Below are 24,371 nucleotides of genomic sequence, written 5' to 3' on the forward strand. Positions count from 1 at the left end.
GATCAGGCGATGGCACGTCCCGCGTAGTCCGGGACCGGGGCGAGATGCGGTGCGAGCGCGGCGGCGATTTCGGCGGGGAACGGCGTCGCGCGGCCCCCGGAAACGTGCAGGCACAACAGCTCTTCGGTGGCGACGAGTTCGCCGCCGACCCGCATTTCGTGGCACAGCCGCACCTTTTTCGCGCCGACTGCCAGCACGGAGGTGCTCACCTCGAGTTCGGCGTCCGCGCCGACTTCGCGCAGGTACCGGACGTGAGCCTCCACCGTGTACAGCGACGCCCCGGTTCTCTCGCGGTAGCCGGGGCCGAGGCCGACGATGTCCATCAGCGCGGTGGTCGCGTCGCCGAAGACGAGCACGTAATAGGGCTCGGAGAGGTGGCCGTTGTAGTCGATCCACTCTGGACGGACGCGGTCGCGGTACTCAGCCACGACGGGCCTGCCCGACCGCGCGCTGGATCGCGATGACCGCCCGGTCGCGTTCGGCGACCAGGTCGGCGATGGTCCGCCCGTCCGCCTCGTCGTCGCAACCGGCGACCACGGCGTCGCGGAGTTCCTTGGTGAGTTCCGGCGCTTCCAGCCGGGTCCACGGGGACTTCAGGGACGGACCGAAGTGGTCGAGCATGTGTGCCATGCCGCCTTCGCCGCCGGCCAGGTGGAACGTCAGCATCGGGCCCTGGACCGGCCAGCGGAGGCCGGGTCCGTCGGTGATCGCGAGATCGATCTGCTCGACGGTCGCCTCGCCGTTCGCGACCATGTGCAGGGCCTCGCGCCACAAGGCTTCCTGCAGCCGGTTCGCGATGAAGCCGGGCACCTCGCGGTCCATCGTGAGCACGGACTTGCCGACGCGCCGGTAGAACGCGGCGGCCTGCTCGACCGCCCACGGCGCGCTGAGCTTCCCGCCGACGACCTCGACCAGCGGGATCAGGTACGGCGGGTTGAACGGATGCCCGACCACGAGCCGCTCCGGCGTCTTCGCCGCGACCTGCATTTCGGTCATGCCGTAGCCGGAGGTGGACGAGGCGATCACGACGTCCGGCGCGGTGACCGCGTCGATGTCGGCGAGCAGTTTTTGCTTGAGCGCGAGGTCTTCCGGCGCGCTTTCCTGCACGAAGCCGACGCCGTCGACGGCTTCCGCGAGCGTCGAGGTGACGGTGAGGCGATCGCGGCTCGCGCCCGGTTTGAGGCCGAGTTCGGTGAGCGCGGGCCAAGCCGCGTTGACGAGCCTTTCGAGCTTCTCCGCCGCGTCCGGCGCGGGGTCCCAGGCCTGGACGTCGAAGCCCTGGGCGAGGAAATGCGCGACCCATCCGCCGCCGATGACTCCGGCTCCGACGCAGGCGACCGTGTCCACAGTGGATGCTTCAGGCATTCGCGCGCTCCTTCAGCCCGAGGATTTCGCGGGCCCGGTCCGGGGTGGCGATGTCCGCGCCGAGCTTCTGCACGATGTCCACCGCGCGTTCGACGAGCTGGCCGTTGGTAGCCTTGACTCCGCGGGCCAGGTAGAGGTTGTCCTCCAGCCCGACCCGGACGTGCCCGCCCAGCAGCACCGACTGCGCGACCCACGGCATCTGGTCGCGGCCGATGGCGAACGACGCCCACTGCGCGCCTTCCGGCAGCAGGCGCACCATTGCCTGCAGCAGCCCGGGGTCCGGCGGCGCGCCGTACGGGATGCCCATGCAGAGCTGGAACAGCGGCGGCGGGTCGATCAGGCCTTCTTCGACCATCTTCGTCGCGAACCACAGGTTGCCGGTGTCGAAGATCTCCAGTTCGGGCTTGACGCCCAGCTCCTGGATGCGTTTCGCGCCGGTGCGCAGCATGTCCGGAGTGGACACATAGAGCTGGTTGCCCTCGCCGAAGTTCAGCGAGCCGCAGTCGAGCGTGCAGATGTCCGGCAGCAGCTCTTCGACGTGCGGGAGCCGGTCGAGTGCGTTGACCAGGTCGGTGCCGTCGACCGGCTTGAGCGGGTCCTCGGCGTCGATGACGAGGTCGCCGCCCATGCCCGCGGTGAGGTTGACGACGACGTCTACCCCGGACTCTTTGACCAACCGCACCGCCTCGCGATACAGCGCGACATCCCGCGACGGCGCGCCGGTTTCGGGTTCGCGCACGTGGATGTGCACCACGGCCGCACCGGCGTTGGCGGCCTCGATGGCGCTCTCGGCGATCTGCGCCGGACTGACCGGGACGTGCGGGCTCCGGCGGGTGGTGTCCCCCGCGCCGGTGAGCGCGCAGGTGACGATGACCTCGTGGTTCATCAGGCTCCTTGGACGATCGAGCGGTCGATGAAGTCGTGCAGGTGCGCGCGCATCGCGCCCACCGTGCTGCCGGGCCGCCCGGTCAGCACCTGGATGCCGAGGCCGTCGATCAGCGCGGTGAGCTGGGCGGTGGCGGCCTCGGGGTCGGCCAGGCGGAAGACGCCCTGCTCCTGGCCGGTGCGGATGGTCATGAGGATGGTCTGGTACCAGCGGTCGTAGGAATCGGTGTAGAGCGAACGCAGCCGCGGGTCGAGCGCGACCTCGTTCCAGACCTGCAGCCACACCGACCATTCGGCGCGCAGCAGGCCCTCGGTCGGCAGCTGCAGTTCGACCAGCTTGAGCAGCCGGTCGTGCGCGCCGGGCACCGCGTGCAGCTCGGCGACCTGCCGGTCGAAGGCGAGCTTCACGTTGCGCCGCAACGCTTCGTCGAGGACTTCGGTTTTGGTGGGGAAGTGGTAGTGAATGGCCGCGGTGCTGGTGCCGCACGCTTGCGCGATGTCGGCGATGCGCACCCGGTGGTAGCCGCGTTCGGCGATGAGCTGCCAGGCGGTTTCGAGGATGCGGCGCCTCGGCTCGGAGTGCGCCGGGTCGTCGGGCTCGCTCGCGGTTCCCGCCGCCGGGGCCGGGACTGCGGTGACGGTTTTGGCGTCGTCGCTGCCGTTGAGCAGCCAGTTCACCGTCACGCCGGAGTATTCGGCTACGCGGACCAGTTCGTGCGGGGAGAAGCGGCGGGTGCCGTTGAGGGCCTTGGAGAGTTTGGTCTGGTCGAGGCCGATGGCGGCGGCGAATTCGCGTTGGGGGACGGGCATGGACTGGATCAGCTGGCGTACTCGTTCTCTCAGCTGGTCTGTTTCGTCCATGGGCGGTGACGGTAGTTGTGGGTTGCGAAAATCGCAACTGTTGGGGGGTGGTGGGGTGTAACGGGGCGGGGGAAGTGTTGTGGGGTAAGGAGTTGCGATCTTGGGTTGACTGGCGGATCAGTTGGTTCGGCTCGTCGCCCTGGCGGGGGACATTGCCGGTTGGTGGTTGCGTGGGGCACCCCGAAGCTTGATTGTGCTGACGGTTCGGGGGTGCTTGTCAAGGCGGGAAAGATGCCTTGACAAGCACCCCCGAACCGCAGGGAGGCTTCGTATCGGGGTGCGGGGGAGGGGCTGGGTGCCTCGCTCTTTGGGTGCAGCGGTGCGGTTTGTTGCTGTATGGGCTGCTCGTCGCGCGGGGTGTGGGGGTCCACTCGGCGGGACGGCGGCGTCTTGGGGCATTGGATGATAGGAATGGCCGGTGACCGAACCGAACTTGATCGACGTTGCTGCGGACGAGGCTGTCACGCTTACCAGCGAGCTGATCCGCATCGACACCACCAATACCGGCGACCCCGAAACCCTCGTGGGCGAGCGGGTCGCGGCCGAGTACGTCGCGGAGAAGCTGACTGACGCCGGGTACGAGATCACTTACGTCGAGTCTGGCGGCAAGGACCGGCACAACGTGCTCGTGCGGCTTCCTGGGGCTGACCCCAGTCGCGGGGCGTTGCTGATCCATGGGCATCTCGACGTCGTCCCTGCGGACCCGGCCGAGTGGTCGGTGCACCCGTTCTCCGGTGCGGTTCAGGACGGGTACGTGTGGGGGCGCGGCGCGGTCGACATGAAGGACATGGTCGGCATGACGCTGGCGCTTGCCCGGCACTACAAGATCAACAACATCGTGCCGCCGCGGGATCTGGTGTTCCTCTTTGTCGCCGACGAGGAGGCGGGCGGCAAGTTCGGGGCGCAGTGGCTCGTCGAGAAGCGGCCCGAGTTGTTCGAGGGCGTTACTGAGGCGATCAGCGAGGTCGGGGGCTTCTCGATCACCTTGAAGGACAACGTCCGCGCGTACGTGATCGAGACGGCCGAGAAGGGCATCCGCTGGATGAAGCTGCGGGTTCGCGGCACTGCGGGCCACGGGTCGATGATTCATCGCGACAACGCGGTCACCAAGCTGTCCGAAGCGGTCGCGAAGCTGGGGCAGCACCAGTTCCCGTTGGTGCTGACGGATTCCGTGCGCGAGTTCCTCGCCGGCGTCACCGAGATCACCGGCTGGGACTTTCCGGAGGACGACCTCGAGGGAGCGGTTGCCAAGCTGGGCAACATTTCCCGGATGATCGGCGCGACGCTGCGCGACACCGCGAATCCGACGATGCTCACCGCGGGGTACAAGTCGAACGTGATTCCTTCGGTGGCCGAGGCGGCGGTCGACTGCCGCATCCTGCCGGGGCGGATCGAGGCGTTCGATCGCGAGCTGGACGAGCTGCTCGGGCCGGACATCGAGAAGGAGTGGATGGAGCTGCCGCCGGTCGAGACGACGTTCGACGGCGCGCTCGTCGACGCCATGACCGCCGCGGTGCTCGCCGAGGACCCGGGTGCGCGCACGCTGCCGTACATGCTTTCCGGCGGCACCGACGCGAAGTCCTTCCAGCAGCTCGGCATCCGCAACTTCGGCTTCGCTCCGCTGAAACTGCCCGCCGACCTCGACTTCTCCGGGCTGTTCCACGGCGTGGACGAGCGCGTCCCGGTCGACGCGCTGAAGTTCGGCGTCCGCGTGCTGGACCGGTTCCTCCGCTCGTCCTGATGTCCGGGTTCCGGCTCGCCGACGGCACGCCCCTGCACCTCGTGCGCAGGGGCGACCCGGCGGCGGCCGTGACCGTCGTGCTGCTGCACGGCTACGCGCTCGACCAGCGCAGCTGGGGCCGGATCGCCCCGGTGCTGCCGGACGCGGTCGAGCAGCCGCTCGCGGTGGTCAGCTACGACCACCGCGGGCACGGCGAGTCGGGCCGGGCCGCGCGCGGCACCGCGACCATGGGGCAGCTCGCCGACGACCTCGCCGAGGTGCTCGAGCGCGAAGTCCCGGACGGCCGGGTCGTGCTCGTCGGCCACGACATGGGCGGGCTCGCGGTCATGTCGCTCACCCAGCGGCATCCGGAGCTGTTCGCCGCGCGGGTCGGCGGGTTGGTGCTGCTGTCGACGTCGTCCGGGCGGCTGGCCACCGAGGCGTCCGCGGCCTGGCCCAACGCGCTCGGCAAGGTCGCGCAGGACCTGGAAATGGTGCTGGGCGCGAAGCTGTACGGCGTGTTCCGCGAGCACACCAGCCGGGCGGTGAGCGCCGGGCTGCGCTGGTGGCTGTTCGGCGACGATCCCGACCCGGACCTGGTCGAGCTGACCGTGAAGATGATCCGCGGCAACTGGCCGCACACCGTCGCGCAGTTCCGGCCCGCCCTTGACGCCTACGCCCGCGAAGCCGCGTTGTCGCTGGCCGGCGACCTGCCGGTGACGGCGATCGTGGGGGAGCGGGACCGGATCGTCGCGCCCGCCGACGTCGAGCAGTTCGTGCGCGGGCTGGCCCAGGGATACGCCGTGGTGCTGCCGGGCGTCGGGCACGTCGTCCCGCTGGAGGCCGCGGCGCAGGTGGTCCCGCGGATCGCCTCGGTCGTGCACGAGGCCTACCGACAACAAAAACTGTCTTGACAATGTGAGTGTTCAGCCGCGACGATGGGACGCATGTTTCCCGTTGCGGTGATCGAGGACGCGGCCGCGGCCGAGGTGTCGCTGGACCCCGTCCGGGCCCGGCTCCTGGCCGAACTGGCGCAGCCGGCCTCGGCGACGATGCTGGCCGCTCGCGTCGACCTGCCCAGGCAGAAGGTCAACTACCACCTGCGCGCGCTGGAAAAGCACGGGCTCGTGGAGCTGGTCGAGGAGCGGCGCAAGGGCAACGTCACGGAGCGGATGATGCGGGCGACCGCAGCCTCGTACGTGATTTCGCCGTCCGCGCTCGCGGCCGTGCAGCCCGATCCGGCGCAGTCGCCGGACCGGCTCTCCGCGCGCTGGCTGCTGGCCGTCGCCGGACGGCTGGTGCGCGACGTCGGAATCCTGATCACCGGTGCGGCGAAAGCAAAAAAGCGCGTCGCCACCTTCGCGCTCGACGGCGAGGTCCGGTTCGCTTCCGCAGCCGACCGGGCGGCGTTCGCGGAGGAGCTGGCGACGGCGGTGACCACGCTGGTCGGGAAGTACCACGACGAGAAAGCCGAGAACGGCCGCGCGCACCGAGTGGTGCTGGCGGTGCACCCGAGCGTGCCGATGGGGGAGGAAAACCAGGATGGGTAAGGAATTCCGGGAGATCGACGTCGCCGAGGTCCCGGTCGAACCGGAGGAGGTCTGGGCCGCGATCGCGACCGGGCCGGGCATCGACTCGTGGTTCATGGGCCGCAACGAGGTCGAAGGCGGGGTCGGCGGCGCGGTGCGCGGGGCTTTCGCGGCCTACGAACCGACGCACGCGATCACCGCGTGGGACCCGCCGAACCGGCTGGCCTACGGCGGCGAACCGGATCCGGACGGACGGCGGATCGCTTACGAATTCCTCGTCGAAGGCCGCGAGGGCGGCAGCTCGGTGATTCGGTGTGTCACGAGCGGCTTCCTGCCGGGCGACGACTGGGCGGACGAGTTCGAGGCCATGCAGGCGGGCGGCGCGCTGTTCTTCCGCAACCTGGTGGAGTTCGTGCGGCACTTCCCGGGCCGGACGGCTGTGCCGGTGACCGCGTTCGGGCCTGCGGTTGTCACGGATTGGCCTGCGTTGTGGGCTGCGCTGGCGAAGGAGGTCGGGGTCGAAAAGCTGGCTGTCGGCGCGAAAGTCCGGTTGGCCGGTTCGGATGGTGTGGTGTACGCGGTGAACGAGCAGACCGTCGGAATCCGTACCGAAGAGGGGCTTTTCTGCTTCATGCAAGGCTTCCGCGGGCCGCTGGTGGCGACGCACCACATCGTCGCGCCGGACGTGGACGTGGCGGCGGAGGAAGCCAAGTGGGCGGAGTGGATGGCCGCGCTCGGCTGAGCCTTGTCGAATGGGCCGCCTTGTCCCGCCGGAGCCGGACCGACGGCGTACCGCGTGGCCACCGCCTGGTTCAGCAGGACGACGGGCGACGGGTCCAGTCCGTAAAGCCGGTCGTACATCGCGACAGCGTGCATCGCGGCGATGCAGCAACGCGGCCAGCCCGGCGATTTCCGGTTCCGGAGGCGGTTCCGCCGCTGCCCGGACGGCCTTCTCGTGGCCGGCCGCGTCCCGGCGAACCCGGTCTATCGCCTCGCACCAGCCGCTGGTCACGAGCCATCCGGTGGGACTGGACGGCACCCCCTCTCAGGGCCAGCGCTTCAGTGCCTCGGCGATACAGCATGCTGGCGTCGGTGCGCCAGATGCGTCCGGTCAGCCCGGCGACGTCGTTCACAAGGGTTCAGGCGCGGACGTACCGCAGCAGGGCGACGCCGCTCTCGAAGGTCCGGCTGTCCGCCATCCGGTAGCTGTCAACGGAGAACCCGGCGTCGAACAGCGGCGCGCCGGAGCCGATGACCACCGGGTACAGCTTTAGGTGCAACTCGTCCACTTCGTCGCGCAGCGCTCCGGCCAGCGCGCCTCCGCCGACGAGCCAGATGTCCTTGCCGTCTTCCTTCTTCAGCTCGCGGATCTTCTCCGCCGGGTCGGTGTTGACCACCTGCACGGCCGGGCCGGGCGCCTCGGTCATGGTGCGGGAGAAGACGTAGTGCCGCAGATGCGCATACGCGTCCGGAACGCCGAGGTCGACGCCCATCTGGTAGGAGACGCGGCCTTCGACCACCGTGTCGAAATGCCGGTGCGGGACGTCCTCGATGCCGAGCGCGGACCGGAGGTGCGTCGGCGCCATTTCCGGATATTCGCGCAGCAGCGGCTCGGCGTGGTCGCCCTCGAACTGGAAGACCGAGCCGGTCGGGTCCTCCCGGGTCGGGGCGGCGATGAAGCCGTCGAGGGTGGACGCGACCAGATAGACCAACTTGCGCATAACGGACAGTCAAGCAGGTCAGGTCGCGAGCCCCGTCGAATGGTCCGCCGCCGTGCGCTTCCGCCGCAGCCACACCCTCCGCGTGCCGTCCGCGTACAGCCGGACCGTGCGCAGTTCCCAGCCCGCGAACTCCGCGTGGATGGAGAGCTGGATCATCGCCGCGCGCCGGGACACCGCCGGGGGGAGGCGCAGGCGGCGATACTCCCAATCCCCTTCGACCACCGCCTCGTCGACTGTCGTCATGGCTGGATCACCTGGGTCCCTTCTCCGGCGGCCGAGCCGACGAAGACGCGGCCGGTCTGGTCGTCGACGCCCACCGTGTCCGGCTGGCGCACGGTCGGGAATCGGTATTTCTCGACGGGCTCTCCGCCGCGGACGTCGTAGCCGACGACCTCGTTGCGGGCGGTCAGGGTGACCCACGCCAGGCTGCGCTTCGCGTCGTAGGCGAGGCCGTACGGGCTGCCCGGCACCGGGTAGCGCTGGCGGAGGATCAGCGGGCTGGTGGAGAACGCGAGCAGCGCGCCCGCGCGGGCGTCGGTGACCAGGACGCGGCCGTAGGAATCCGCGACCGCGTTGGCCGCGCCGTCGCCCGCGCGCAGGCCTTCGTCCATGGTCCCGGCCCGGACGTCCACGCTGAACACCGCGGTGCGCAGCCGGTCGAGGACCACGACGCCGTTGCCGGTGTCGACCACGTCGTCGGCGCTGTAGAGCTGCCCGGTGATCGTCTTCGCCACCGAGCCGTTCGCCAGCACCTCGACGGCCTTGCGGTCCCGGACCGCGACGAGCGTGTCCGGCCCGTCGGCGACCCCGGCGGCCGGCTGCCCGGCGACCTTCTCGGCGGTCAGCTGCCCGCCCGGCAGCGCGACGCGGGCGAGCACGCCCTTGCCCGGGATCCCGGCGAGTGCCTGGCCCGCGGACACGCTGAGCGATTCCGCCGGACCGGGCAGCGCGACGGTCTTCTTCGGCGCGCCGAGCGAGGCGAGATCGTAAAGCCGCAGCTCAGGCGGCTGGGAAAGCGCGACGACGAGCGTGCGGCTCTGCTGGTCGGCCGCGATCGCGGACACCACCGGCATCGGCAGCACCTGCCCGGCGGGCGGCACCGCGCGGGCGGGGGAGACGGCCGGTTTCGCGGCCGTCGGATTGGCCACGACCTGCAGGTTGTCCTTCGGCTGCTCCGAGGACGAGCAGGCGGACAGCGCGAGCGCACCGGCCAGCGGGATCGCGATCCGCGACGCGGCGGTGAGCCGACGCACCTTGAAACCTCCACCCAAGCTCCGGCGAACGGGTCCCTCCAGCATCCTCCAGGAACGCCGACCCGTCACGCCCGTGTCACCGACCCGACACCTGCGGCTCATCGGGTGCCCCGTTCCGGATAGCCGAACTCGATGCCGCTGACGTCGTCCAGCGCGCTGCGGATCGCGGGCGGCAGCGTGAGCTCCTCGGCGGCGAGCGAGCCGGTGAGCTGGCCGGTGTCGCGCGCGCCGACGACCGGCGCGGCCACTCCGGGCCGGTCTCGGACCCAGGCGAGCGCCACGGCGAGCGGCGACGTGCCGAGACCCTCGGCGGCGGTCACGACCGCCTGGACGATCCGCGCGGCTCGTTCGGTGCGGTGGTGCTCGACGTACCCGGCGTACTCGGCGGAGGCGCCGCGCGAGTCCGCGGGCGTGCCGGTGCGGTACTTGCCGGTGAGCACGCCGCGGCCGAGCGGAGCCCACGGCAGGATGCCGATCCCGTGGTGCGCCGCGGCCGGGACGACTTCGCGTTCGATGCCGCGCTCCAGCAGCGAGTATTCGAACTGCCCGGACACGAACGGCACCGCGGCGAGAGAGGCGGCGGTGGCGAGCTGCCAGCCCGCGTAGTTGGACACGCCCACGTAGCGGACCTTGCCGCTTGTCACCGCGTAGTCGAGCGCGGACAGTGTTTCCTCGATCGGCACGCAGGAATCCCACGCGTGCAGCTGCCACAGATCGATATGGTCGGTGCGAAGCCGCTTCAGCGATCCTTCGAGCGCGGACAGCAGCGCGCCGCGCGAAGCGCCGCCGCCGAACGGGCCGTCGGTGCGGCGGGCGACGGTCTTGGTGGCCAGCACGACGTCCTCGCGCGGCACCAGGTCCGACAGCAGCTCCCCGAGCATCCGCTCGGCCTCGCCGCCGGCGTAGAGGTCGGCGGTGTCCACGAGCGTGCCGCCCGCGTCGACGAACGCGACCAGCTGGCTGGCCGCCTCGTCCGGATCGGTGTCGCCGCCCCACGTCATGGTGCCGAGGGCCATCCGCGATATCCGCAGTCCCGACCGGCCGAGCTGTCGCTTTTCCACGACCGCCGAGCCTAGTGGGCGCACCCGCCCGCGCCCGGGCAAGGTGACCCCGTGTCGGACCGGGGCCCTCGCGGGAGTTCTCAGGAACCACCCGATAGGTTCCCGGCCGTGCGAATCGGACAGCGCCCCCAGCGGGCGGGCGAACCGGCGGGAGCGGCGTGATGGGATGGTTCGAGGCCCTGGTGCTGGGGCTGGTGCAGGGGCTCACGGAATTCCTGCCGATCTCCTCGAGCGCGCACGTGCGGATCGTCGCGGCGCTGGCGGGCTGGGGCGACCCGGGCGCGGCGTTCACCGCGGTGACCCAGATCGGCACCGAGCTGGCGGTGATCCTCTACTTCGGACCGAAGATCGGCCGGATCCTGCGCGCGTGGTTCTTCTCGCTCTACCGCCCGGACTGGCGGCGCGACCCGGAAGCGCGGCTGGGCTGGCTGATCATCGTCGGCTCGCTGCCGATCGTCGTGCTCGGCCTGCTGCTGCAGGACGAGATCGACCGGGCCTTCCGCGACCTGCGGATCACCGCGACGACGCTGATCGTGTTCGGCTTGATCCTGCTGTTCGCCGACCGGACCGCGAAGCAGCAGCGGACGCTGGACCACCTGAACGTGCCGCACGGCCTGGCGTACGGCTTCGCGCAGGCGCTCGCGCTGATCCCGGGCGTCTCCCGCTCGGGCGGCACGACGAGCGCCGGCCTGCTGATGGGCTACACCCGTTCGGAAGCCGCGGAGTACTCCTTCCTGCTGGCGGTGCCCGCGGTGTTCGGCTCGGGGCTGTACAAGCTGACCGACATCGGCAAGAACGGCGAGAACGCGCAGTGGGGGCCGACGATCCTGGCCACGCTGGTCGCCTTCGGCGTCGGCTACCTGGTGATCGCGTGGCTGATGGCCTACATCAAGAAGCGCAGCTTCGTGCCCTTCGTGATCTACCGCGTGGTGCTCGGCGCCGTGCTGTTCGGCCTGGTCTTCGGCGGCGTGCTCGACCCGAACGCGGGACCCGCCGGGGGCTGACCCCGCCGATCACCGGTTAGGGTGGCGTCGTGAGTACGGTCATCTTGCTCCGGCACGGGAAGTCCACGGCCAACGGCTCGGGCGTCCTCGCCGGGCGCACCCCGAAGGTCGGGCTGGACGACACCGGCCGGGCCCAGGCCGACGCCCTCGTCGAGCGGTTCGCCGGGGTGCCGGTCGCCGAACTGGTCGTGTCGCCGATGCTGCGCTGCAAGCAGACCGTCGCGCCGCTGGCCGCCGCGCAGGGGCTGACGAAGGTCGTCGAGCCGCGGCTGTCCGAAGTGGACTACGGCGAGTGGACCGGCCGGGAACTCAAGAACCTCGTCAAGGAACCGCTGTGGCGCGTGGTGCAGGCGCACCCGTCGGCGGCGGTGTTCCCGGGCGGCGAAGGGCTCGCCGAGATGCAGGCGCGCGCGGTGGCCGCGATCCGCGCGCACGACGCCCGGATCACCGCCGAGCACGGCGACCACGCGGTGTGGGTCGTGTGCAGCCACGGCGACGTGATCAAGTCGATCCTGGCCGACGCGCTGGGCCAGCACCTGGACGCCTTCCAGCGGATCGTCGTGGACCCGGCCGCGGTGTCGGTCGTCCGCTACACCGAAACGCGGCCGTTCGTGCTCCGGGTGAACGAACACGGCGGCGACCTGGCCGGGATCGTGCCGCCGCCGCCGAAGAAGAAGCGCGGCCGCGGCAAGAAGGCTTCGAGCGACGCCGTCGTGGGCGGAAGCACGGGCCGCTGACGATCGACAGTCCTTCCGTCGGATGCGAGACCCCGTAGGGTGGGCGGAACCACGTGGAGAACCCTGTGGAGAACCAGGAGCGCAAACCCGAATGATTTCCCCGGACAACCCGTTCGCCGCCCCCAGCGGCCTGCCGTACGAGCTGCCGCCGTTCGACCGCATCTCCGACGAGCACTACCGGCCCGCGTTCGAGGCCGGGCTCGCCGAGCACGCCGCCGACGTGGAACGGATCGCCGACGACCCGGCCGAGCCGACCTTCGAGAACACGATCGCGGCGCTCGAGCGGGCCGGCGCGCTGCTGACCCGGGTGTCCGGCACGTTCTTCAACATCTCGAGCTCGAACGCGACCGACGAGATCCAGGAGATCCAGGCCGAGCTGGCCCCGAAGCTGGCCGCGCACCAGGACGCGATCCACCTCAACCCGCGGCTGTTCGCCCGCATCGAGACGCTGTACCGCAAGCGCGCGGAGCTGGGCCTGACCCCGGAAGAGCTGCGGCTGCTGGAACGCCGGTACACCGACTTCAGCCGCGCGGGCGCCGGGCTGCCCGAGGAGGACCAGGCGAAGCTGCGCGCGCTGAACGAGCAGCTTTCCACGCTGCAGACCCGTTTTTCGCAGAACCTGCTGCGGGACACCAACGATCTCGCCGTCGTGCTCGACGACGCCGCGGAACTGGCGGGGCTCGGCGAAAGCGCGATCGCGGCGGCGGCGCAGACGGCGGCCGAACGCGGTCTCGAAGGCAAGTACGTGCTGACCCTGACGCTGCCCACCGCGCAGGCGGCCGTGGCGTCGCTGGAAAACCGCGCGGTGCGCGAGCGCGTCTACACCGCTTCGGTGTCGCGCGGCAACCGCGGCAACGAGTACGACAACAACGCCATCGTCGAGGAAATCACCCGGCTGCGCGCCGAGCGGGCCGCGCTGCTGGGCTACCCCAACCACGCGGCGTACGTGATCGCGGACGAGACGGCCAAGACCGTCGAGGCGGCCGGCGGGCTGCTGGAACGGCTCGCGCCGGTGGCGGTCGCGAACGCGCGCACCGAGGCCGCGGAACTCCAGCAGCTGCTGGAAGCGGACGTGCCCGACGCGACGCTGCAGCCGTGGGACTGGGCGTTCTACGCCTCGAAGGTGGAGCGCGAGCGGTTCCAGCTGGACACCGCGGCGCTGCGGCCGTACTTCGAGCTGGACCGGGTGCTGCACGACGGCGTGTTCGCCGCCGCGAACCGGTTGTACGGCCTGACTTTCACCGAACGGCACGACCTGCCGAAGTACCACCCGCAGGTGCGGATCTTCGAGGTCTTCGACGCCGACGGCAGCGGGCTCGGCCTGTTCCTGATGGACTACTACACCCGCGACTCCAAGCGCGGCGGCGCGTGGATGAACAACTTCGTGGACCAGTCGCGGCTGCTCGGGCGGCGCACGGTGGTGGTCAACGTGCTGAACGTGACCAAGCCGCGCGAGGGGGAGCCGACCCTGCTCTCGCTCGACGAGGTGCGCACCGCGTTCCACGAGTTCGGGCACGCGCTGCACTCGCTGCTGTCCGGCGTCGAATTCCCGACCTTCACCGGCACCAACGTGCCGCGCGACTTCGTGGAATACCCGTCGCAGGTCAACGAGATGTGGATGCTGTGGCCGGAAATCCTGGCCAACTACGCCAAGCACCACGAGACGGGGGAGCCGCTGCCCGCCGGGCAGGTCGAGCTGCTGGAGGCCGCGCAGCAGTACGGCGAGGGCTTCCGCACGACCGAGTACCTCGCCGCGGCGCTGCTCGACCTCGCGTGGCACCGCCTCGGCCCGGACGACCGGGTGGAGGACGTGCAGCGGTTCGAGGCCGAGGCGCTGGAAAAGGCGGGCGTGGCACTGGAAAGCGTCCCGCCGCGATACCGGACGACGTACTTCAACCACGTTTTCGCGGGCGGCTACAGCGCCGGGTACTACTCCTACATCTGGAGCGAGGTGCTCGACGCGGACACCGTCGAGTGGTTCACCGAAAACGGCGGCCTGAAGCGGGAAAACGGCGACCACTTCCGGTCGACCCTGCTGGGCCTCGGCGGCAGCGTGGACCCGATGGAGGCGTTCGCGGCCTTCCGCGGCCGCGCGCCGGAAATCGAACCGCTGCTGAAGCGCCGGGGGCTCGCGGGCGCGTAAGCTGGGTGTATAACGACCTATACGGCGAGGCTGGGGCCGTTCGCCCCGGCCCCGCTGCGGGTTTCCGCCTGGGACGCGCGGCTCACCTGATCACGATGTTCGGCAGCCACAAAACGAGCAGCACGACGAACGTGAGGAGGCCGGCGCCGAAACCGATCGGCTTGTTGTGCTTGATCGGCCAGAGCCAGAGCCAGAGCCCGATTCCGACCAAGACGGCGATCCCAGCGGCGAACGCCAACGGGACGAGGGTGGCTGTCCTCTGGTCGGCAGCGTGGGAAGAGCCGGAAAGGACGGCCCCGGAGGCGACGACCGCCGGGACCAGCCCCGCAGCCATCATGAAAGTCCCGGCGAAGAACCCCTTGCGGCCGGTGCGCTGGTGCGGCGCCTTCGGCGCCGGCTCGGGTCGCGTCGGCCGGAGTCCGGTCTCGACGCGGGTTTCGCGCTTGGCCGGGCTCGGCGCGGCGGCCAGCTGCCGTGCTTCGGCGAAGGAGGGGCGGCGGTCCGGGTCCTTGTCCAGCAGGCGCGTGATGAGCTCGGCCAGCGCGCCCGCGCGCTCCGGCGGCGGAGGCTGCTCGAAGAGGATGGCGGCCATCGTCGCCTTGGCGCTGTCGCGGCCGAACGGGGAGACGCCCTCGACGGCGTGGTAGAGGGTGGCCCCGAGCGAGAAAAGGTCGCTGACCGCGCCGCGGCCGCGGCCTTCGAGCCGTTCCGGGGCGGTGTATTCGACCGAGCCGATAAACATGCCAGTAGAGGTCAACTGGGTGTCGGACTCGTGGGTGGCGATGCCGAAATCGGTCAGGAGCACCTGGCCGGCCCCGGTCAGCAGGACGTTGCCGGGTTTGACGTCGCGGTGCGCGATGCCCGCGTCGTGCGCGGCGCCGAGCGCGTCCGCCAGCGCCGCCGCGATCGGAGCCGCCTGTTCGGGGGAGAGGGGGCCGCCGGCGAGGCGGTCGGCCAAGGTCTGGCCGTCGACCAGGCGCATCACGATCCACGGGACGCCGCCCTCGATCACGACGTCGTGGACGGCGACGATGTTCGGATGGTCGCGCAGCCGGGCGGCGTGCCGGGCTTCCCGCTCCGCCCGCTTCAGCCGGTCGGCGTGTTCCGCGTCGCTGGAAGACGGCGGCAGCCGCATCTCTTTCACCGCGACGCTCACGTCGAGACTTTCGTCGCGAGCCCGCCACACCCGGCCGAAACCGCCGGACCCGAGTTCGCCGATCAGCCGGTAACGGCCGCCGATCATCGCACCCGGTCGCCCCTCGGCCATCCCCACCGTCCCTCTCCGCCCGCGGTCGTCAGCTTCGCCATCGTAGGGAACTCCGCTGCGTTCCGGCGTCGAACGGCCGGTTCCGGCCGCCGGTTCCCCCGCGTCCGCGCCTCCGCGAAACCGCGGCTTCGTCGGATCCGCTGACACCCGGGCCCGGGATTCGGCGGATCCGACGAAGCCGCGGAGGGGGTGCCTGACCGCACAATGCGGCGTCGCCGAATCAAGGAGGATCCGACGGTGAGCATTGGCAGTTCCGCGCCGGGCGTGCGGCGGACCGAACGGACCACGTTGGCGCTGCTGGTCGGCGTCTTCATCATCGACTACATCGACCGCGTCATGATCGCGGTCGCGCTGCCGCTGATCGGCGCGGAGTTCGGGCTGTCCAAGACCACGCAGGGGCTGGTCGTCTCCGCGTTCGCGATCGCCTATCTGGTCGGGCAGATGCCCGGCGGGCTGCTCGCGGACCGCGTGGGCGCGCGGCCGTTGCTGGTGATTTCGCTGGTGGCCTGGTCGGTGTTCACCGCCGCCACCGGGTTCGCGCCCGGGCTGGTCGTGCTGCTGGTGCTGCGCGCGGCGTTCGGGTTCGCGCAGGCGTTGTTCCCCGGCGCGGCGTTCAAGGCGCTGGCCGAGCGCACGACGCAGGAAGCCCGCAGCCGCGGCGCCGGGCTGCTGCTCGCGTCGAACTCCGTCGGGGCCGGGCTCGGACCGCTGCTGGTCGCGCCGCTCGTGGTGGCCGCGGGCTGGCGGCACACGTTCTGGATCGTCGCGGTGGCCGGGCTGATCGTCGGGCTGGCGTTGTGGCGGATCCTGCCCGCGCCGCTGCCGCGCGAGCTGACCGAACCCGAGGCGCACGTCGCCCCGGTGAAGGTGCCGGTCTCGCGGGTGCTGCGCAACCGGCTGGTGATCCGCTGCGCGGCGATGTTCGCCTGCTTCAACATGCTCGCTTACGGGATGATCACCTGGGTCCCGTCGTACCTGGTCGAGACCAAGGGGCTCTCGCTGGTCGCGGCCGGGGTGTCGGCGGCGATCCCGCAGCTGGTGAGCGCCGCGGCGGTGCTGCTCGGCGGCTGGCTGATGAGCCGGTACTTCGACCGCAGGCCACGCTGGCTCGTGGTGCCCGCGCTCGTCGCCGCGGCCGGGGTGCTCGTCGCGATGCTGCTGTCGGATTCGGCGACCGGGTTCACCGTGCTGCAGACCGTCGCGATGTTCATCAGCGGCCTGGCCTCGATCGGCATCGTCGGACTCCCGCTGCGGGTGCTGCCGCGCGACCTGGTCGGCGCGGGGATGGGCCTGGTCAACACCGGCGGCCAGCTCGCCGGCGTGCTCGCGCCGCTGGTGATGGGCTGGCTCGCGGACCGGTTCGGGTTCGCCGCGGCGTTCGGGTTCCTGGCGGTGTCGACGCTGGCCGCGGCGGCGATTTCGCTGACCACGCGGTCGACGAACCTCTCGCTCGGCGCGCCGGCCCCGGCCAGGGAACAGGTGGGCTGACCCACTGGGGGCCGGTGGTCCGGCGCCGGACCACCGGCCCCCAGTGGCGCCCGACGATCCGACCCGGCCGTTCGGCCGCATTAGTGGTCTAGACCTTGACGGGTGACTGGTCCAGTCCAATTCTGGGAAGGTTCCGGTCGTGCGCCGCCGCGCCGCACGGCCCCTTTTTCGGCACTGGAGCCCGCATGCGACGAAGAAGTCACTTGTCCCGATTGTCCGCTGTCCTGGCCGCCGCGGCGGCTCCGCTCGGGGTGCTGGTCGCCACCGCGGCGCCCGCGCACGCCGCGACGCCGCTGCCGAACCACGTGTTCGCGCCCTACTTCGAATCCTGGAACGGGCAGAGCCCGGCCGCGATGGCCCAGGAGGCCGGCGTCAAGCACCTGACGATGGCGTTCCTGCAGACCGCCTCGTCGGGTTCGTGCACCGTCCTCTGGAACGGCGACGCCGGCATGCCGGTGGCGGACTCGACGTTCGGCGCGGACTTCCGCGCCATCCGCTCGCGCGGCGGGGACGTGATCCCGTCGTTCGGCGGCTACACCGCCGACCACAACGCCACCGAGATCGCCGACAGCTGCACGAACGTCGACCAGATCGCGGCCGCGTACGAATCGCTGATCACCACCTACGACGTGCCGCGCCTGGACATGGACATCGAGGACAACTCGCTGACCAACTCCGCCGGCATCGACCGCCGGAACAAGGCGATCAAGAAGGTCCAGGACTGGGCCGCGGCCAACGGGCGGCAGGTGCAGATCTCCTACACGCTGCCGACCACCACGAGCGGCCTGGCCAGCGCGCTGGACGTGCTGCGGAACGCGGTTTCCAACGGGGCCAGGGTCGACGTGGTCAACCTGATGACCTTCGACTACTACGACAACGCCACGCACAACATGGCCCAGGACACCCAGACGGCGGCGGCCGGACTGGTGTCGCAGCTGGCGTCGCTGTACCCGGAGAAGACGCAGGAACAGCTCTGGGGGATGGTCGGCGTCACCGAGATGCCGGGCATCGACGACTTCGGCGCGGCCGAAACGTTCACCACGGCGGACGCGGTCACGGTCTACAACTGGGCCGTGTCCAAGGGCATCAACCTGCTGTCGTTCTGGGCGCTGCAGCGGGACAACGGCACCTGCCCGGGGACCGGCGCGCAGGACAACTGCTCCGGCATCCCGCAGGACAAGTGGTACTTCAGCCACACGTTCGCCCCGTTCACCGGCGGGACCCCGCAGCCGGGCAACGATTTCTCGGTGTCGGCGAGCCCGGCCGCGGCCTCGGTCGACCCGGGCGGTTCGGCGACCGGCAAGGTGACCACCGCGGTGACTTCCGGTACGGCGCAACAGATTTCGCTCTCGGTGCGCGGCGCTCCCGGCGGCGTGACCGCGTCGGTCAGCCCGGCCACGGTGAAGGCGGGGGAGAGCGCTAACCTGTCGATCACCACGACGGCGGCGACTCAGCCGGGCGTCTACCCGCTGACCATCACGGGTTCGGTCGCAGGCGGCGGCAGCCACAGCGCGACGTACACGTTGACGGTCAACGGAACCAGCCCGACCGGCAGCGTCGTCAACGGCAACTTCGAGACCGGCGCGCTCAGCCCGTGGAGCGGGGGAGCGATCGTGTCCTCGCCGGTGCACGGAGGCAGCCACGCACTGCAGGTGTCGCCGACCGCGTCGACGACCGGGGAAGCGACGCAGAACCTGACGCTCGCGCCGAACCACGCGTACACGCTGACGGCATGGGTCCAGGGCGGATACGCCTACGCTGGCGTCCGCGGGGGAGCGACGGCCAGTTCGTGGACCGCGAACTCCAGCTGGACCAAGCTGACCGTCCCGTTCACGACCGGCTCGTCCGGCGCGGTGACGGTGTACGTCCACGGCTGGTACGGCCAGAGCCCGATCTACGCGGACGACATTTCGGTCAGCTGATTGCTGTATAACGACCTATACGGCTGGGCGTTGGGCGAGAAAATCGGCCAGCGCCCAGCTTCCGTTAAAGAAAAAGCTCAGGACCCGAGGTCATCTTCCGGCCGGGACACTGGTCAGCAGGCCGGGGGAGGCCTCCTCGGTCGGGCGGGTTCGCTCGGTGCGAGGCGCACCGGGGCCGAACAAGACCGGTTCTTCGCTGCCGAGCGCGGCGTCGAAGACGGCGGGATCCCATCGGCCCCACGCGATCGACACCGCGGGCAGCCCGTTCGCGCGTCGGTGGAGGGCGAGGGCGTCGAGGAATCGGTTGGCGGCGGCGTACGTCGCTCGTCCGGGTTCGCCGAAGGTCCCGGCGAGGGACGAGAAGAGCACGAACGCGGACAGCGGCAGGTGTTTGGTCGCCTCGTGGAGAATCCAGGCGGAGTCGGCTTTCGCACGCAAAACCGGGTCCGGGCTTTGTGCCGCGCTGAAGAGGGCGTCGGCGCAGTGGATGACCGCGGTCAGCGGCGGAGTGCAGGAGGCGAGGAGGCTTTCGACCTGATGCGGGTCGGCGACGTCGATGGCGGCGATGCGGACGTCCGCGTCGAGATCGGTCGGGAGGCGTTCGGCGGCGGGGCCGCTGCGGCTCGCCAGCACGAGGTGGCGGACGCCGTGCCCGGCGACGAGGTGCGCGGCCAGCAGGGTGCCGATCCGGCCGGTGCCGCCGGTGACGAGGACGGTGCCGGACGGGTCGATCAGCCGGACGGGGGAAGCGGTGACGGACGCGACGCGGAAGGCGTGCGGGATTCCGTCGCGGATGGCGAGCTGGGGTTCGGTACTGCCGCCGACCAGCTCGAGGATCTCGGCGGCGGGCATGGGCTGGTCTAGGTCGACCGCGGTGATTCCGGCAGCGCTGAGCAGGCCCCAGACCGCGGCGCTGGCCAGATCCGGATCGGGTCCGGTGGCGTTGATCGTGACGGCTAGCCGGTCTTCGCGCCCCTGCAGAGCGTCCAGAGCGTGGGCGGTGCGGGCGTGGACGTCGTCGCCGGTGGGGAGTTCCAGGAGTTCCGCCGGGCCGGGACGCGCGGGGACCGGGACCCATCGGGGGCGGTAGAGCAGGGTTTCGGCAGGCAGGTCGACCCGCTGGGCTCCGCTTCCGGCGAAGACCTCGTTCCAGGCCACCGCGATGCCCGCGGTGTGCAGCCGGGCGAGTTCGGCGACGAGGGCTTGGACGGAGGGCGGGGTGAGGTCGAGCTGGAGGCTGAGGTCGTCCCGAGGCCGGGTGGTCACGCGGGCGACGGCTTCCGGGCGGAGGCCCCAGGATTCCAGCAGGCAGCTCAGGGCGGCCTGGAAGGCGAAGAGCCAGTCCTGATAGTCGGCCAGGATCGTGGCGAAAGTTTCGGCGAAGAGCGGAAACCGTTGCGAGAACTCGGTTTCCCGGCCCGGGGAGAGTTTGCTGCCGCGGGAGACGAAGGTCAGCCGGGGGCGGATCGGCACGGGCTGGCCGGGTGTCGCGCCGCTCGCGACCGCTTCGAGGGCGGTCCGGTCGCCGGCCGGGACCAGGACGCGGTGCGCTCGCGGGACGCGGGTCGCGAGCGAGTAGGAGAGGTCGAGGTCGGACGCCGTGCTGTCGAGCAAGGCCGCGGCGAGGGCGCGCAGGGCGACGCCGTCGCGAGCGCTGAGCAGCCAGGGCGGCGCGGAGAAGTCCGGGCGTGCAGCGGATTCTGGCATGGGAGTCTCTTCCGGAGGGGCCGGCGCGGATCGAGGAAGGACGGCGACAGGCCGGGAACGAGCGCTGGCGGCGGGCTGACCTGTCGAGGGCCGTCGAGAATCAGGATCGCGCGGGAATCGGCTGCGATTCCCGCGTCGGCCAGGGGCGCGGCGGAGCCGGTTCGCGCGCGGCACGCGGTCCGCCCGGTTAGCGGCGGACGGACCGCGTCGGCCGGGGGTGCGGCGGGGCTGGTTCGCGCGCGGCACGCGGTCCGCCCGGTTGGCGGCGGACGGACCGCGTCGGGTCTGTGTCCTGGCACTCCTCGACATATACCGCGCTCAGGCCGGGCTGGGCGGCGCGTTTCCCGTTTGGTCCCCGTTCCGTGCACGCGGTGCCTCCGCCGCTGCTCGGCGGGCAACGATTTCCGCGACCTTGGCGCAGGTTTCGTCCGCGTCGAGGCCTCCGGTGTCCAGGACTGTGCATTGTGGACGGAGCGGGAGGTACTCCGCGACGTGGTCGTGGATCCGGTCGAGCGCGACCGGGCCGCCCAGTTCGGCCATCGCGTCGGCCGCCGCGTGGTCGCCGCGCGCGGCGAACCGGGCTTTCGCCTGCGAACGGGGCGCGGCGAGCATGATCTCGACGTACTCGCCGCCTGCCGCGCGAGCGGCCTCCTCGAACCGTTCGGCCTGCTCGACCTTCGCCACCAACTGCGGCATGACCACGTCGTACCCGGCCCGCAGATGTGTCTCCGCCATGGCGAGCGCGAGCCGCCGCGCGGCCGGCAGCGTGTCCCAGAACGCGGTCCGCCAGCCGCCGATCATCGTCACCACCTGGTCGGCGTCGAGATCGAGCACTCCCGGGTGCAGATCGGCGTAGCGCCGCGCGACAGTGGATTTCCCGATGCCGCTGGGGCCGTTGAGGTGGATCAGCCGGGCCATTCACCCGACCCTAGCGGCGGGTGCGCCGATCGTGCCGGGCGCAGACCGTCGAGGACGATTCCGCCGCCACTAGTCCTCGCCCGGGACGAGCCCGATCGTGCGGCCCGGCGGGATCGCGGTGGCGAGCGCGAACGGGGGTGCGCCGGCCTTTTTGCGCCCGCAGGACCGCGGCCAAGCACGCAAGCCACGGCGCTCGCAGATGCGGGGGAGAGGGCCGGGATGTGACCGCCCGGACCTCGATCCGAGACGGGGGAGCGCAACTGCAGGTCGCATCCCGGAAGTCCGGAATGGACGGTGCTGCCGATCCCAGCGCGTTGCCGGTCCAGGCGGCGAATGTGGGCCGGGTTTACGACCAGCTGACCGCCGACCTCCGCGACGGGACACGGATCGTGCCGGGCACCGCCCGCCGACTACACGACCTACTCTCCACTGTATAACGACCTATACGGTGGGCGATGAGAAAACACACCTACATCGTGAGACCAAGCCCAACATCCACGACCCCAAAACCAGCCAAAGACGCGAGAACGAACGATGGCCGCCCCGAAACCGGGGCGGCCATCGTGAAAAACGAACCTCAGATCAGGCCCAGCTTGCGGACCGCGTCGCGTTCCTCGGCCAGTTCGGCCACGGAGGCGTCGATGCGCTGGCGGGAGAACTCGTCGATCTCCAGGCCCTGCACGATCTCGTACTTGCCGTCCTTCGCGGTGACCGGGAAGGAGGAGATGAGGCCCTCCGGGACGCCGTAGGAGCCGTCGGAGACGACGCCGGCCGAGGTCCAGTCGCCCTCCGGGGTGCCGTTCACCCAGGTGTAGACGTGGTCGATCGCGGCGGAGGCGGCCGAGGCGGCCGAGGAGAGGCCGCGGGCCTCGATGATCGCGGCGCCGCGCTTGGCGACGGTCGGGATGAAGGTGTCGGCGAGCCACGCCTGGTCGTTGATGGTCTCGGCGACGTTCTTGCCGTTGACCTCGGCGTGCTGCACCGACGGGTACTGGGTGGCCGAGTGGTTGCCCCAGATCGCGACCTTCTTCAGGTCGGTCACGGCGACGCCGAGCTTCTTGGCCAGCTGGGCCAGCGCGCGGTTGTGGTCGAGGCGGGTCATCGCGGTGAAGCGCTCGGCGGGCACGTCGGGGGCGTGCGACTGGGCGATCAGCGCGTTGGTGTTGGCCGGGTTGCCGACTACCAGCACCTTGATGTCGTCGGCCGCGCCGGCGTTGATGGCCTCGCCCTGGGGCTTGAAGATGCCGCCGTTGGCCTCGAGCAGGTCGCCGCGCTCCATGCCCTTGCTGCGCGGGCGGGCGCCGACCAGGAGGGCGATGTTCGCGCCGGAGAAGGCCTGCTTCGGGTCGTCGAAGATGTCGATGCCGGCCAGCAGCGGGAACGCGCCGTCGTCCAGCTCCATCGCGGTGCCCTCAGCCGCCTTGACCGCCTGGGGGATCTCCAGGAGCCGCAGCTTCACCGGGGTGTCGGCGCCGAGCAGCTGACCGGACGCGATGCGGAACAGCAGCGCGTAGCCGATCTGGCCGGCCGCACCGGTGACGGTGACGTTGACAGGGGCTTGGGTCATTGCGCTTCTCCAGCTTGAGACGACTTTGGCTAGTACCGAGGATGCTAGCCCTACCGGCGGGCGTCGTCCGGGTGCGTCCAGTCACGGTAGCCAGGATCACGTTCCGGCCCGGCGGACGCGGCTCGATGCGACTTGAGTAGTGGGGCGAAGGGCGTAACTCGAGATCACGATCGAGTTGCGGCCGGGTCCGGGCGTGCCGGGCCCGGCCGCGGCGGGTGGCGCGGGGCGCGGCGGCGGTGCTGGCGGGCGGCCGGAGCGCCCGGGGGAGCGGGGGTCTGCGCGGTACCGGGCGCGGTGCGCGAACTGTCCCGATTGCCCCGGTTTTCGCGGCCTTTTTCGCCGGATTGTCCGGACCAGCCGGGAAGAGTGGTTCTGCGTGGTGTATTTTTGAATCATTTTTGTTGATTCGTCAATTGTCCATAATAGCTCGTGTCAACGGTTTGTTAACACGTTGCTGTGCGCAGCTAAGCATAAACGTTGCTCCATTCAGTGGGACTCGGAGAGTGGTTGCCGCGCTACCCTGTCGAAACCCCCCCACCCCTCGGAAGTAATGGGAAGGAACCCATGCTTGCCACGATGTCCGCTGCGCTTTTGGCGCTGACTTCGACGATTACGCCGCATTCCTGGCCGCAGAATCCGCCGCCGGACAAAATTATCATCGACGTGGCGACGGTGAACGGGACCGGCTGCCCGCCGGACACGGCCGCGGTTTCGGTTTCCACGGACAACACCGCGTTCACCGTCACCTACAGCCAATACACCGCGCAGGTCGGCGTCGGCGCGCAGCCGACCGACTTCCGCAAGAACTGCCAGATCGGCCTTCGCGTGCACGTCCCGCAGGGGTTCACGTACGGAATCGCCTCGGCGGACTACCGCGGATTCGGGCACCTCGAAAAGGGCGCGTACGGCGTGGAACGCGCGAACTACTATTTCCAGGGAAACTCGCCGACCGCCTACGCGACGCATCGGCTCGACGGGTTCTACGACAATGACTGGCAGTTCTCGGATTCGACGGACATCGACGCGATTATCTACGAGCCGTGCGGCCAGGAACGCAACCTGAACATCAACACGGAATTGCGGGCGTATGCCGGGACTTCGGACCCGGCGAAGACGACGAGCTTCCTGACGATGGACTCGACGGACGGCAGTGTCCAGACGGTTTACCACTTCGCCTGGAAGACCTGCCCGCCCACGCGGTAACTGCGCGGCCCGGACCCGTG

At 70.5% G+C, this 24,371-nt stretch carries 22 protein-coding genes; 10 read left to right on the forward strand and 12 right to left on the reverse strand.

Translation table 11 applies throughout. The features are described from left to right. Positions 1-2 precede the first annotated feature (2 nt). Genes F9C11_RS27600 through F9C11_RS27615 form a run of 4 tightly spaced genes read right to left on the reverse strand, consistent with a single transcriptional unit; the run spans position 3 to position 3,111 of the window. Positions 3-428, reverse strand: coding sequence for a thioesterase family protein (locus F9C11_RS27600; protein WP_409180274.1), 426 nt, complete (start codon positions 426-428; stop codon positions 3-5). After that, positions 421-1,365: a 3-hydroxyacyl-CoA dehydrogenase NAD-binding domain-containing protein gene (locus tag F9C11_RS27605; RefSeq protein WP_409180275.1), complete on the reverse strand. Its 945-nt coding sequence runs from the start codon at positions 1,363-1,365 to the stop codon at positions 421-423. Before F9C11_RS27605 ends, F9C11_RS27600 begins: the two co-directional genes overlap by 8 nt. Further along, a complete protein-coding gene (locus tag F9C11_RS27610) occupies positions 1,358-2,251 on the reverse strand; it encodes a 3-keto-5-aminohexanoate cleavage protein (protein ID WP_409180276.1) in 894 nt (297 codons plus the stop codon). Before F9C11_RS27610 ends, F9C11_RS27605 begins: the two co-directional genes overlap by 8 nt. After that, the gene (locus F9C11_RS27615; RefSeq protein WP_409180277.1) at positions 2,251-3,111 is read right to left on the reverse strand and encodes a TetR family transcriptional regulator C-terminal domain-containing protein; all 861 of its coding nucleotides are present in this window, start codon (positions 3,109-3,111) and stop codon (positions 2,251-2,253) included. Before F9C11_RS27615 ends, F9C11_RS27610 begins: the two co-directional genes overlap by 1 nt. Before the next feature lie 418 nt (positions 3,112-3,529). Here F9C11_RS27615 and F9C11_RS27620 point away from each other — a divergent pair, with 418 nt between their 5' ends. From F9C11_RS27620 to F9C11_RS27635, 4 genes are read left to right on the forward strand one after another with little or no spacing between them, the layout of a single operon-like run. Beyond that, positions 3,530-4,852, forward strand: coding sequence for a M20/M25/M40 family metallo-hydrolase (locus F9C11_RS27620; protein ID WP_409180278.1), 1,323 nt, complete (start codon positions 3,530-3,532; stop codon positions 4,850-4,852). Continuing rightward, positions 4,852-5,745 (forward strand): alpha/beta fold hydrolase, encoded by an 894-nt coding sequence (locus tag F9C11_RS27625; RefSeq protein WP_409180279.1) that lies wholly within the window; start codon positions 4,852-4,854, stop codon positions 5,743-5,745. The genes F9C11_RS27620 and F9C11_RS27625 overlap by 1 nt, the downstream gene beginning before the upstream one ends. A gap of 33 nt (positions 5,746-5,778) precedes the next feature. After that, positions 5,779-6,381: an ArsR/SmtB family transcription factor gene (locus F9C11_RS27630; RefSeq protein WP_409180280.1), complete on the forward strand. Its 603-nt coding sequence runs from the start codon at positions 5,779-5,781 to the stop codon at positions 6,379-6,381. Beyond that, on the forward strand, positions 6,374-7,102 hold the full coding sequence (locus F9C11_RS27635; protein ID WP_409180281.1) for an SRPBCC domain-containing protein: 729 nt from the start codon (positions 6,374-6,376) through the stop codon (positions 7,100-7,102). Before F9C11_RS27630 ends, F9C11_RS27635 begins: the two co-directional genes overlap by 8 nt. 397 nt (positions 7,103-7,499) lie before the next feature. On the opposite strand, the gene F9C11_RS27640 is transcribed toward F9C11_RS27635, so the two are convergent. The 4 genes from F9C11_RS27640 to F9C11_RS27655 all read right to left on the reverse strand — a co-directional run bounded on the left by F9C11_RS27640 (position 7,500) and on the right by F9C11_RS27655 (position 10,395). Further along, complete coding sequence (locus F9C11_RS27640) at positions 7,500-8,081, reverse strand: dihydrofolate reductase family protein (protein WP_409180282.1); 582 nt, start codon at positions 8,079-8,081, stop codon at positions 7,500-7,502. Positions 8,082-8,099: 18 nt separating this feature from the next. Continuing rightward, a complete protein-coding gene (locus F9C11_RS27645; RefSeq protein ID WP_344275483.1) occupies positions 8,100-8,324 on the reverse strand; it encodes a DUF5703 family protein in 225 nt (74 codons plus the stop codon). Continuing rightward, the gene (locus F9C11_RS27650; RefSeq protein ID WP_409180283.1) at positions 8,321-9,334 is read right to left on the reverse strand and encodes a YncE family protein; all 1,014 of its coding nucleotides are present in this window, start codon (positions 9,332-9,334) and stop codon (positions 8,321-8,323) included. Before F9C11_RS27650 ends, F9C11_RS27645 begins: the two co-directional genes overlap by 4 nt. A gap of 98 nt (positions 9,335-9,432) precedes the next feature. Beyond that, positions 9,433-10,395 carry an aldo/keto reductase gene (locus F9C11_RS27655; RefSeq protein WP_409180284.1) on the reverse strand — a complete coding sequence of 321 codons (963 nt, stop codon included), beginning with the start codon at positions 10,393-10,395 and terminating at the stop codon, positions 9,433-9,435. Positions 10,396-10,556: 161 nt separating this feature from the next. On the opposite strand from F9C11_RS27655, the gene F9C11_RS27660 reads away from it, so the two are divergent. From F9C11_RS27660 to F9C11_RS27670, 3 genes are all read left to right on the forward strand, one after another. Then, positions 10,557-11,399, forward strand: coding sequence for an undecaprenyl-diphosphate phosphatase (locus F9C11_RS27660; RefSeq protein ID WP_409180285.1), 843 nt, complete (start codon positions 10,557-10,559; stop codon positions 11,397-11,399). Between the two features lie 29 nt (positions 11,400-11,428). Next, positions 11,429-12,136, forward strand: a complete 708-nt coding sequence (locus F9C11_RS27665) for a histidine phosphatase family protein (protein WP_037805922.1) — start codon at positions 11,429-11,431, stop codon at positions 12,134-12,136. Positions 12,137-12,227: 91 nt separating this feature from the next. Continuing rightward, on the forward strand, positions 12,228-14,279 hold the full coding sequence (locus F9C11_RS27670) for a M3 family metallopeptidase (protein ID WP_409180286.1): 2,052 nt from the start codon (positions 12,228-12,230) through the stop codon (positions 14,277-14,279). A gap of 82 nt (positions 14,280-14,361) precedes the next feature. Here F9C11_RS27670 and F9C11_RS27675 read toward each other — a convergent pair whose 3' ends face one another. Beyond that, positions 14,362-15,546, reverse strand: a complete 1,185-nt coding sequence (locus F9C11_RS27675) for a serine/threonine-protein kinase (protein WP_409180287.1) — start codon at positions 15,544-15,546, stop codon at positions 14,362-14,364. Between the two features lie 237 nt (positions 15,547-15,783). Here F9C11_RS27675 and F9C11_RS27680 point away from each other — a divergent pair, with 237 nt between their 5' ends. Then, complete coding sequence (locus F9C11_RS27680; protein WP_409180288.1) at positions 15,784-17,034, forward strand: MFS transporter; 1,251 nt, start codon at positions 15,784-15,786, stop codon at positions 17,032-17,034. 203 nt (positions 17,035-17,237) lie between these two features. Continuing rightward, complete coding sequence (locus F9C11_RS27685; protein WP_409180289.1) at positions 17,238-18,956, forward strand: glycosyl hydrolase family 18 protein; 1,719 nt, start codon at positions 17,238-17,240, stop codon at positions 18,954-18,956. 90 nt (positions 18,957-19,046) lie between these two features. Here the strand turns inward: F9C11_RS27685 and F9C11_RS27690 are convergent, their stop codons facing one another. From F9C11_RS27690 to F9C11_RS27700, 3 genes are all read right to left on the reverse strand, one after another. Next, entirely contained in the window at positions 19,047-20,663 is a 1,617-nt protein-coding gene (locus F9C11_RS27690; RefSeq protein WP_409180290.1) for a KR domain-containing protein, read from the reverse strand. Positions 20,664-20,981: 318 nt separating this feature from the next. Next, on the reverse strand, positions 20,982-21,581 hold the full coding sequence (locus F9C11_RS27695) for an AAA family ATPase (RefSeq protein ID WP_409180291.1): 600 nt from the start codon (positions 21,579-21,581) through the stop codon (positions 20,982-20,984). Between the two features lie 577 nt (positions 21,582-22,158). Beyond that, positions 22,159-23,148 carry a malate dehydrogenase gene (locus F9C11_RS27700; protein WP_101440116.1) on the reverse strand — a complete coding sequence of 330 codons (990 nt, stop codon included), beginning with the start codon at positions 23,146-23,148 and terminating at the stop codon, positions 22,159-22,161. Between the two features lie 564 nt (positions 23,149-23,712). Here F9C11_RS27700 and F9C11_RS27705 point away from each other — a divergent pair. Then, entirely contained in the window at positions 23,713-24,351 is a 639-nt protein-coding gene (locus F9C11_RS27705; protein ID WP_409180292.1) for a DUF4360 domain-containing protein, read from the forward strand. The last annotated feature ends 20 nt before the right edge of the window (positions 24,352-24,371 follow it).

The sequence above is a fragment of the Amycolatopsis sp. VS8301801F10 genome (assembly GCF_046195355.1).
GTDB lineage: Bacteria > Actinomycetota > Actinomycetes > Mycobacteriales > Pseudonocardiaceae > Amycolatopsis.